The sequence below is a fragment of the Iodobacter sp. BJB302 genome, from assembly GCF_002735645.1.
Taxonomy (GTDB): domain Bacteria; phylum Pseudomonadota; class Gammaproteobacteria; order Burkholderiales; family Chitinibacteraceae; genus Iodobacter.
On sequence record NZ_PDZG01000103.1, the window covers coordinates 1 to 10,172 of the forward strand.

At 50.1% G+C, this 10,172-nt stretch carries 11 protein-coding genes; all 11 read right to left on the bottom strand.

The genetic code is table 11. The annotated features are described in order from the left end of the window. Positions 1 to 79: 79 nt before the first annotated feature. Complete coding sequence (locus CSQ88_RS20795; protein WP_099399985.1) at positions 80 to 628, bottom strand: contractile injection system protein, VgrG/Pvc8 family; 549 nt, start codon at positions 626 to 628, stop codon at positions 80 to 82. A gap of 283 nt (positions 629 to 911) precedes the next feature. Then, complete coding sequence (locus CSQ88_RS20800; protein WP_257212696.1) at positions 912 to 1,307, bottom strand: gamma-glutamyltransferase; 396 nt, start codon at positions 1,305 to 1,307, stop codon at positions 912 to 914. Between the two features lie 103 nt (positions 1,308 to 1,410). Then, complete coding sequence (fosX, locus tag CSQ88_RS20805; RefSeq protein WP_099399986.1) at positions 1,411 to 1,833, bottom strand: FosX/FosE/FosI family fosfomycin resistance hydrolase; 423 nt, start codon at positions 1,831 to 1,833, stop codon at positions 1,411 to 1,413. Between the two features lies 1 nt (position 1,834). Further along, positions 1,835 to 5,689, bottom strand: coding sequence for an EAL domain-containing protein (locus CSQ88_RS20810; protein ID WP_099399987.1), 3,855 nt, complete (start codon positions 5,687 to 5,689; stop codon positions 1,835 to 1,837). Between the two features lie 736 nt (positions 5,690 to 6,425). Next, a complete protein-coding gene (locus CSQ88_RS20815) occupies positions 6,426 to 6,779 on the bottom strand; it encodes a peptidylprolyl isomerase (protein ID WP_099399988.1) in 354 nt (117 codons plus the stop codon). Between the two features lie 50 nt (positions 6,780 to 6,829). Next, complete coding sequence (locus CSQ88_RS20820) at positions 6,830 to 7,360, bottom strand: GNAT family N-acetyltransferase (protein WP_099399989.1); 531 nt, start codon at positions 7,358 to 7,360, stop codon at positions 6,830 to 6,832. 131 nt (positions 7,361 to 7,491) lie between these two features. Beyond that, entirely contained in the window at positions 7,492 to 7,851 is a 360-nt protein-coding gene (locus tag CSQ88_RS20825; RefSeq protein WP_099399990.1) for a hypothetical protein, read from the bottom strand. A gap of 23 nt (positions 7,852 to 7,874) precedes the next feature. Then, positions 7,875 to 8,345: a hypothetical protein gene (locus CSQ88_RS20830; protein ID WP_099399991.1), complete on the bottom strand. Its 471-nt coding sequence runs from the start codon at positions 8,343 to 8,345 to the stop codon at positions 7,875 to 7,877. Between the two features lie 77 nt (positions 8,346 to 8,422). Then, positions 8,423 to 8,680, bottom strand: a complete 258-nt coding sequence (locus CSQ88_RS20835) for a hypothetical protein (protein ID WP_099399992.1) — start codon at positions 8,678 to 8,680, stop codon at positions 8,423 to 8,425. 105 nt (positions 8,681 to 8,785) lie between these two features. Further along, complete coding sequence (locus CSQ88_RS20840; protein ID WP_099399993.1) at positions 8,786 to 9,277, bottom strand: hypothetical protein; 492 nt, start codon at positions 9,275 to 9,277, stop codon at positions 8,786 to 8,788. Between the two features lie 130 nt (positions 9,278 to 9,407). Beyond that, a complete protein-coding gene (locus CSQ88_RS20845) occupies positions 9,408 to 10,046 on the bottom strand; it encodes a DUF4386 domain-containing protein (RefSeq protein ID WP_257212699.1) in 639 nt (212 codons plus the stop codon). Positions 10,047 to 10,172 lie beyond the last annotated feature (126 nt).

A 10,172-nucleotide genomic window follows, 5' to 3' on the forward strand; every position in this document is an offset into this window, starting at 1 on the left:
CTGATAAACCTTGCTCAATGCTTGGTGTTTAAAGTCGTCAGAATACGTAATTTTTTGCATGATGAAGCCTATGTTTTTTTCAAGCCCATGAAAATTCAGAGGCGACAACTAGTCTGACATAGGGGGAATAAGAGCGCGGCGGGTAATCGCCCGATAGTTTGAAATCTACCGTTTGTACTGAAGCAAACACCGGGTTTTTGGCCTGATGTTCGGCCAGTACCTGTTTCACAATATCGACGACAGATAAATCCTGAAACACCCGGGAAGTGCGCCGATATCTAAGCAGGGCAAAAGGTGGCTCTACCGTCAGCGCATACTTTGCAAAGCCTCCGTCAGATCCTAAAAGCTGTGCCTTGCTAATGACCCCGCAACGCTCAATTGCATCCGCATTGGCGTTTTCTATTGCCAATACCACCGGCAAGCCTAATAGCGATTTGAGTTCCAAAGCGCCATCGGGGGAGAGGCAGTCTATCTGATAGCAATAAGCCTGATTGATCCCCTCGCTGCCTGTTACCCGCTGGGGTAATAACTGTTCGCCCCATACTGCACCATCGCCAAGCTGAAGAGAAATAAGGCGCTGATCCTGATTAAAAGCAGCGGCGAAAGAAGCAAGCAGATCAAGGGCCATGAGAAACCAAGGACTTACAGGAAGATAAATATATTACACGAAGCTTTGTGCTTGCTGATATGTTCTTCAGGTAAATTCAGGGTGTAATTATGAACAAAACAAGAATTTGTAAGGTGAATGCTGTACGAGGGGATGCAGTACTTGGAAAAGAGTATTCCAATACCGTTGTAAGGAAGTATTTTGATCTGTTTTTTCTTCTAATAAGAAGAAAACGAGCCAATAAAAATGCGGCTTGAGGATGTGTAAATTGATGTTGCTATATTAGTAGCTATTTATGTTTTTTTTAATAAAGCCAATTAGCTTCAATGCTTTGAACTACCGCCAGCTGCGTACCGTGCCACACCAACAGAAATGCCAGTGGGCTGCACATCATCCCATTCCGTTTCTTTGCCATTTTTTTGGTACACCTGTGGATTGAAGCAGGTGGGTGCCGTTTCGCGGGAATCAATACTGATGATTTTTTATCTTTGGCAGAATAAATCAGCATAAAGCCGCCGCCAATGCCGCAGCTGAATGGATCGGTCACACCCAGCGTGGCCGCGGCTGCAACGGCGGCGTCTATGGCATTGCCGCCTGTATTTAAGATGCGTATGGCGGCCTGGCTGGCAGGGTCGGAAATCGTCGCCATTGCGCCACCACAACCCGCAGCAACCTGCCTGGCCCACGCAGGTGCAATCATAAAGACGATGAGGTTTATTCATTGAATCAACTCTGGGTTAAGGAGTTGACCATGCTGCACAAGCCGCGATGAGTGGCGTAGTGGGGATGCCGCAGGTGGCGGCTTATCCGTACTGGGGTTTGTCTCTGCTATATCGCGCCAGCCTCTGTGTCAGCGTGCCAGTGTGCAGCTCAAACAAGTGGTTATCAAAATCGTAGAAGTAGAGCGATTGCCCTTCGCCTTCTACCCTGGGGCGGGGTGGTTTGATTTCAACGCCCAGGGCTTCAAGCCTGGCCTGGTAGCCTGCCAGCTCGTGTTCTTCAATTTTAAACGCCACATGCTGATAGCTGCGTTCTGCCGGTGGATTACCCTGCATGGCGGCAATCCACAGGCTGCCAAGGCTGAAGAATTTTTCATGGGAAAGCGAGAAGTGCTGGCTCTGGCTGTCGTAGATTTCAATCGCGCCTAAGCCCTGGCATAAAAACTGCGCCATGCGATTGAGGTCTTTAACGATAAAAGTGAGGTGGCTGAGATGTTGTATGGGCATGTTAATGTTCGATCAGATCTGAGAGGGCGTAAACCTCAAATTCGTGTAAGGGCAGCGGGCGGCTGAACAGATAGCCCTGATAGGACTGGCAGCCCTGGCTGGCCAGGAAATCACGCTGGGCTTCGGTTTCTACCCCTTCGGCGATGACGCTCAGGCCCAGACTGTCGGCCAGCACAATCACCATTTTTGCGATGGCAGCATCGTTGCTGTCGGTCAGAATGTCGCGGATAAAGCTCTGATCAATTTTAAGCTGATCCAGCGGCAGGCGTTTTAAGTAAGAGAGCGAGGAGTAGCCGGTGCCAAAATCATCAATCGAAAATCCCACGCCCTGCTGTTTCAAAATACTCATCTTAAGAATGACATCTTCTACATTGGCAATCAGTACGCTTTCGGTGAGCTCAAGCTTGAGCTGCTGTGCACTGGCCCCCGTGCGGGCAAGGATATTAAGCACCTGCTCAACAAAATCGGCCTGATGAAACTGGCGTGGGCTGACGTTCACGGCGATGGTAAGGTGGCTCATTTCAGGCGAGTTGGCCCAGCGTGCCAGTTGCTTGCAGGCGGCTGATAATACCCAGTTGCCCAGTGCCAGAATCAAGCCGCTTTCTTCCGCTAAGGGGATGAATTTTGTGGGGGAGATCATGCCTTGCTGAGGGTGATGCCAGCGTACCAGCGCCTCAACACCGGTGAGCTGTCCGGTGCCTTTCACTTGCGCCTGATAAAACAACGTAAATTGCTGGCACTCCAGTGCCTCCCTTAAGCCCGCTTCCAGTGCTACCCGGTGGGTGACATCGGCCTGCATTTGCGGATCAAAAAACCTCAGCGTATTGCGCCCCGCAGCCTTGGCCTGATACATGGCCAGATCGGCGCGTTTTAGTGGCTCGTCTATGCTTTCGGCTTGCTCACCAAACAGCGTGATGCCTACGCTGGGCGTGCTGTGATGGCTGTACCCGGCAAGCTGGTAAATCTGATTGAGGGTGCTGAGGATTTTTTCACCGACAGCTTCTGCCTCTGTGGCCGCTTCGAGTGCATTAACGCTCAGGTCTTCCAGCATGACCACAAACTCGTCTCCGCCCAGCCTTGCTACGGTATCGCCCTGGCGGGTACTGGCAGAAAGCCGCTTGGCGACTTCTACCAGTAAGAGATCCCCTTTATCGTGCCCGAGGGTGTCATTCAGAATTTTGAAATTATCCAGATCAATAAAAAGTAAGGCGCCTTTGCTTTCATGCCTTGCCCCCAGGGTCATGGCCTGGGCCAGCCTGTCCATCAGCAGACGGCGGTTGGGCAGGGCGGTGAGCGGGTCGTAAAAAGCCAGGCTCTGAATTTGTTCTTCTGCGGCTTTGCGCGAGGTAATGTCGGTAAGGGTGGCCACATAGTGGGTGACTTCGCCATTTTCGGCTTTAACTTCGGTCAGAATCAGCCAGGCAGGGAAGATTTCGCCATTTTTACGTTTGTTCCAGATTTCCCCTTGCCAAGTGCCTTTTTTCCGGATGCGATGGGTCATCTCACTGTAAAAAGCGGCTTTATGGCGTAAAGAGGTCAGCATAATCGGCGTTTGCCCCAGTGCATCTTGCGGGCTGTAGCCTGTGATGGTGGTAAACGCATGGTTTACCCGCAAGATGCGCCAGTTTACATCGGTCACAAACATCCCTTCTTGTGACTGAAAGGCAATCGCCGCGATGCGCAGCTCGGCCTCATCCTGCTTGCGCTGGGTAATATCCCGGGTGATGCCGTAATAGCCGGTAATCTGGCCTTGCGCATCACGCTCCGGGGTAGAAAGGATTTCGGTCCAGATCAGCCGCCCGTCTTTACACCGCTGCTGAATTTCTAATGTGTAAGGCCCGGTTTGAATGCCCTTGTTTTCTTCCTGCTGCCTGTGCTTTCTTTTTTGTTTGATAAAAGCGATTCCCTCCGGGGTGAGGTGCTCAAACATAGGGTGGCCAACCACTTCGTGTGCATGGTAGCCCCGCAATATTTCATCTGCCGGGCTGATATAGGTGTAGTTGTTGTTGATATCTTGCCGCCATGCCACGTCAGACACGTTTTCGGTGAGTAAGCGATAGTGTGCTTCGCTGGCTCTGAGCTTTTCGGCCACAATGTTTCGTTCAATGGCGATGCTGGCTAAATGGGCCGATTGCTCAATGATCCTGATGTCGTGAGGGTTAGGAGAGTGGGCGATGGCATGGTAAATAGCAAACGTGCCCAGCACCTGGTGATTGGAGGCCATAATGGGCTGAGACCAGCATGAGGCAAGGCCTGCGTCAGCAGCAAGCTGCTTATACTGATCCCAGAAAGGATGGGTGGCGATATCTGCGGTAATTACGCGCTGCCCTGTAAATGCCGCTGTACCGCAGGCACCCACCCCGATTCCTATGGCTACCCCATCAATGGCTTCATTGTAAAAGTTGGGCAGGCTGGGGGCCGCGCCATGCCGCAGATGCTGGCCTTCCTGGTCCAGTAATAAGATGCTGCATTTGATGGAGGGATAAAGCTGCTCTACCCCCAGAGCCAGCGTCGTTAGCTGCTGTAAAAGAGGCGCGCCGCTGGCTAATACCTCTAGTGTCCGGTTGCGAAATTGCTCGTACTGGCTGGCTTGTTTTCTTTGGGTAATATCCCGGATGAGCGCATGGATAGCGGGCTCGCCATCCAGGGTGATTAAAGTGCTCTGTACTTCGATATCAACCACCCCACCATCAGGGCGAATCAGCTTGATTTCGATCATGCGCTCGGCCACGCCGCCCTCAGAAATAAGCTTGGAGCGGTTTTGCACTGTCTGGTGATAATCAGGGTGAACCAGATTAAACAAAGACTGGCCGATAAGCGCTTGTGCATCTCTGGCACCAGCCAGTGCAATGGCGGCCGGGTTCATATAGATCAACGTACCCCGGCGGTGTACGGCAATGGCTTCCGGTGACCATTCCACTAAAGTGCGGTGGCGCTGCTCGCTTTCTTGCGCCAGTGCTTCAGCATGTTTGCGCTCATTAATCAGCAAGGCCAGCAGTACGCCTACCAGGTTCAGCACCATGGCATAGAGCCAGACATTGAGTAAACGATGCTGAGCCAGATCTGCAGCAAAAAAACTAATGCCGTGTAAGGCACCAAATAAGGCCTGCGTGGTGGTCATCACAACCAGCAATAAGCTGCCATGCCGGCCAAAGCGCGTGGCAGCCCAGATCACAAACAGAAAGGCCCAGTAAGGTTGAGCAATATGCCCCAATGACTGGTGCCACCATCCAGCAAAAACAATTTGCCCAAGTAAAAAGGCCAGGCCAAAACAGAGGGAAGCTTCAATTTTTCGCTTGTGCCACATGCTGGCGCGCTGCTGCCATACCAAAAACAGGGGGCAGATGGTGGCAATGCCCAGTACATCACCCAGCCACCAGTTTAATACGCTGCTGAAGAGCTGATGCGGCCCTATCAGCCCGTTTAACCAGAGGGTACCCGCGCCGACAAATGCCCCGGATAAAGCACAGGGGGCGGCAATCAGCAGTAAATAAATATAATCACGGCTGTGGCAGAGCAGGGGGTTGAATGAGGTGTTTTTTATTCTTAATTTATTCAGCAGGGCCGCAATCAGCAAGGCCTCCAGCACGATGGTGATGGCAATAATCAATGAAGGCAGTAGCGGTGTTCCCCGGTACAAATCACTGGCCAGCGCACTGATAAACAGCGCAGGCCAGTATTTTTGCCCTTTGATTAACAAAATAGCTAAGCCTAATCCGCAGGGAATCCAGAAAACAGAGGCATTGCCATCAAAGCTCAGATAAGCCAGGGTGAGCTGAGTGGATAGAAAAAGCAAAAAGCTGAGGGCTGCGATACGGGGTAAATCAGCCTGGCGATAAATAGACAGAATATTCAAAATAGGCTCGGTGCCACGTGAAGGGTCGTTTTTTTATTTATTAATGACTATGAATAAGCAAGATTAATCACAATATCGGTAATCAGCTGTATATGGGTTTTCGATTACAATTTTATGTAATCATCCGCGCCGGCTTTTAATACTTCACGATTCTATATGATGCAGGCTATTTAAGTAAAATTGTGAGTTTTGGAAGATGTTGCAAAAAACAGAAGCCGTGATGAAGAGAATCCCCACAATACACCACTTCGGCAGCTTGTAAGGAAATAAGCCCTGCAGAACTTGTTTGAACCTGTAAAAAGCATGGGGGCTTGCCTTTCTGCCTGCAGGTGGCTGATTTTAATAAAAAGCGGCTTATTGCTGTAATTGCTGGTTTTGTTTTTTGTTCAGATAAAAAAATTGAATGGTCTTGAATGGCGGATGATTTTTTTGTGGCGTTATTGTTTTATTAAACATTTTTTTTATTTGGGCACACAGTTTATTTATGATTTAAATAAATGCTTAAGTTAAAAACTGTAAATGTGAGCTGATTCTGGCTGGTTGAACTCCGGTTTAAATAATCTTGCAGCCGAAATTAACAGAAATAACCGGGTCAGATCTTACATCTCACAAAATTAAAATTTACAGCGATTTGTAAACCAGTTTCAGCAGACTCGATTCACCTCAAGCTTAAAACCTTACCAAATTGGATTTTGTTGGCTGCTTGCGATTGAAATACATAAGAACTTTTGAAGTTTTAGTGAATGGCGTCAACCCTTACTACATGCCAGCCAAATTCCGTTTTAACGGGCTTCGCTGATATCTGACCAATATTCAGCTGCTTTACCTCATTTGCAAAATTTGCAGAAAAGGCGTCGGCAGCGGACCACTGAGCGATTCGCCCGCCCTTGTTTTTTGTACCCGGGTCGGTCGACATGGTTTTAGCCACATCCTCGAATGGCTCTCCGGCCAGCACACGGAGACGTGCTTGATTGGCCTCTTGTTCAGTGGCACACATGATGTGACTGAGCAAATATTGCTTTGGCTTTGTATCAGTCGACGCACAAGCTGCGAGGATGAAAAGGCTTAACAGAAACGACAGAACTTTCATTTTTTTTACCTGTATATTCAAATTGCTAATGGCTCAAACGGGCAAGATACTCAGGCGTCAGGATCGCTTTGTGGCTTGCCATAAGAAGCCCCATGGAGGGATTGGGTAGCTGGCTGTGGTGGCAAAGGGACGAAAGACACCCGCTTGCCAAGGCAGATGGCTTCGGCCCTGCCGGTGTAGCGGCCGAAGTTGGGGATTGGGCGGTAGCCATGACGCTCATAAAACGATACTGCCCGCTCATTAACCCTTCGCGTTTCCAGCCAAAGCTCGCCATAGCCAAACTCGCTTGCCATTTGCTCAAGAAACGCGAGAACAGCAGCGCCTGCACTTTTAGAATTTGGCACAGCAAACATGCGCTTGAGCTCGGCCACACTAGGCTGGAGCGGACGAAGAGCGCCGCATGCAACTGGAACACCGGTAGATAAGCGGCAAATGGCGAAGCAAGCTCCTTCAGCCTTAACATCGCTTATATCGAATGACGCCGTACCGCTGCTGCCCGTAATCTGCTGTAGCGTCTGGGAGAGGCTGGCCAGAAGCTGCTGAGCTTCTGGAGATTCGGGATCGGCTAACTCAACTTTCACGCAAGACTCCTTCAGATTGCTAAAGTTTTATTTAGGGCGCTGCAGACCGGGCTGCCTGAAAACAGCAGCGGGTCTACGCTGCACTTGGATCAAAAGCCCATACGTTCCGGCCAGTCAGCCTGATTGATGAGTCAGGCTTTGCCCTTGTTGAAAAGCTGTTTTTCCCAGCGCGAATTACGAAGCAGATATATGCCGATGAGCGTGCCGATTGGAATGCCAAGGAGCATAAATAGTGCAACGATAATGGAGGCTGTTTGTGCTATTGAGTTTGCGCGGGCGGCGCCATAGGCGATTAGTCCATGGACTATAACCGGGATGCAGAAAATCAAAGGAACGGCGAAGTCCTTAATGCTTTCAGATCGAAATACGAAAACAGCAAAAACAATAGCGGCAATGGCCGTATAGAAAATGGCCAAAATTCGATGGGCAGCCATTGCCTTTTCATTTTTTGGGATGCTATTGCTTTCGTATGTTTGTTGATACTCATCCATGTGAATCCCCTCTGACGTCTGAATTAAGCCGATTCGCGAAGCGGATTCGGCTTTAATGAATTGTTTGGCCCTGCTTTTGCGATACGAAAGCCGGTGGCAAAACCTAAGCCCGCGAAGAACCAGATAAGGGCGCTGACCACTTCGAAGGTGTTGCGCAGCTCGGGATGATTGATGGCCAGCGGGGGGAGGATCATGGCGCGAAGCAGGCAGACCACTGCCATGCCCAACAGGCCCAGTCGCTGTAGCGGTGGCCGGCCAACCAGCCCTGCCACGGATGCGGCATACAACGCGCAGATTGCCATCAGCCCGGCAATAGTCAGTGCGCTGACCGGAGCCAGCCAGGTTCCGGCCCGGGCAGATGCAACCACGGATGGCGGGGCATTGAAAAAGGCGAACCAGGACGGACCGGCAATAACGGCGCCTGCATGAATGACCACACCTGCCACGGCTATCAGTATGGCCAGGTAAACCAACAAGATGTTCAGTTGTTTCATTGCTGGGCCTGACGTTTGATATTAGGGGCGCGCTTTAGCGCATCCCGCTTGATGGATGGGTAGGGCTTGGGTGGCATTTAGAGTGGCTCCAAATCGGTGGGAAATTTTGAGGACTCAACCCATTCGGACCCGGAAATATCTCCGCTTTTATTTCGATGATGCCAAGCCCGGTTTAAATGCGAATAAACATGGCCTAAATCAACTCTCAAATTGACTTCATCATATTCCGGGGTGTTTTGAGATTCCGTAATGAGGTTGCTTAGATGCTCTCTTGCATCATTTAACTCATGCATCAACATGGCCCAGCCGACAGGATTTTGTTCTTTATTTATCATCGCCGAAATGCTTGTACCTAAGTTGCAAGTGAGGGGCCGCCGGAGCGAAGCACAGGGAACCAAAAGCGCAGCGGTTGCCCCGCCCGGCTGCAGGGTTATATGGCATTACTCGTAAGCCTTCAGCGTTTCGAAAATGTCCTGTACCAAAGTTTTAAATTGACTGTGCACTGATTCCGATAACTTTTTTGCATTATCAAAGTCCGGTGCCAATAGCAGAGGAGCTTCGAAAATTGAATACTCCGGCATTGCCTCGTTATTCACCCACTTCACATCGCTTAGTTTTTTCCAATAAAGAATCTGCACATCCTTTGTTTGTCCAAGCAGCCACAATTCAAAGTTTGCGTTTTTATGGTTTAGAACCAATGCAAGCTTTAGCTTTCTAGTCTTGAGATAATCGTTTTGTAAGTAAAAGTATGTGAAATCTATGTAACCATGCAGCACATTCGCTACCGAGAATTCACCTTGGTATTTTTTTAAGAATTCAGTTCTTAGATTTTGAACAATACCAACTAAGTCTTGATAGGTTTTCTGGAGCTCTCCGCTGGAAAATGCGCTTTTGTAAGCTGGTATACGTGCATTAAGACTATTGCTTGGCATCACCCATTCCTTTCAAAATCAACTGCACATAATGTTTGAGCTAACCGGCCTGCGACGGCAGGAAGCCGCAGGGCCAGAATGAAATGGTGCCCGAAGGCGGCATGCCGTTGCGGGCCGGTTGAGCGATGGGTCAGGCCATGCTTTGTAACCTGGCAGCGCCACGATAAAAAAGCAGCCAGAAGCCGAGCGAGGCCTCGTAGATGAACATAGGGAGCATGCCGGCGAAAAAGTAGTCGCTGGTGTTGGGCGACAAGACGACACCGAAGGAATAGCTGGCGAGAAGAACTGACGCAAGTACCCCCCACGCAGCCAAAATCTTGGGGACGTAGCCTGAACGGAACAGCAAAAAGGCGAAAACTGCGGAGCCCAGGCCTAGTGGAATAAAGCCAATACCAAGCCCTGCCATCTGACCGCGCAATACCATGCCCACCATGCTGTGAAGTTGAGATTGAGTTAACCCTCCCGTGTACTCGCCGCCACCAAGCAGCGACATGCCTACCATGCCGAAGGCGATGGCAGAGAAGTGGACGCCAAGCTCAATCGTTCGGAACACGAGCGCCAAGACCGCCAAATGAGAGTCGATTTCTCGGAGCAAGAGAAACAATGCCCATACAAGAACTGCGACCCCAACAAAGGTGAGAAGATCAGTCGCAAGGCCGATCCGGTACAAAGAATTTGATGCAATCAAGTTTGCGGCTGACCGTGCTGCGCTACTGCCGTCCAGCAGCGAACTGCGAACGTATGCTTCACCGAAGAGAGCGAATGCAATGGCCCCCTATGTCAGACTAGTTGTCGCCTCTGAATTTTCATGGGCTTGAAAAAAACATAGGCTTCATCATGCAAAAAATTACGTATTCTGACGACTTTAAACACCAAGCATTGAGCAAGGTTTATC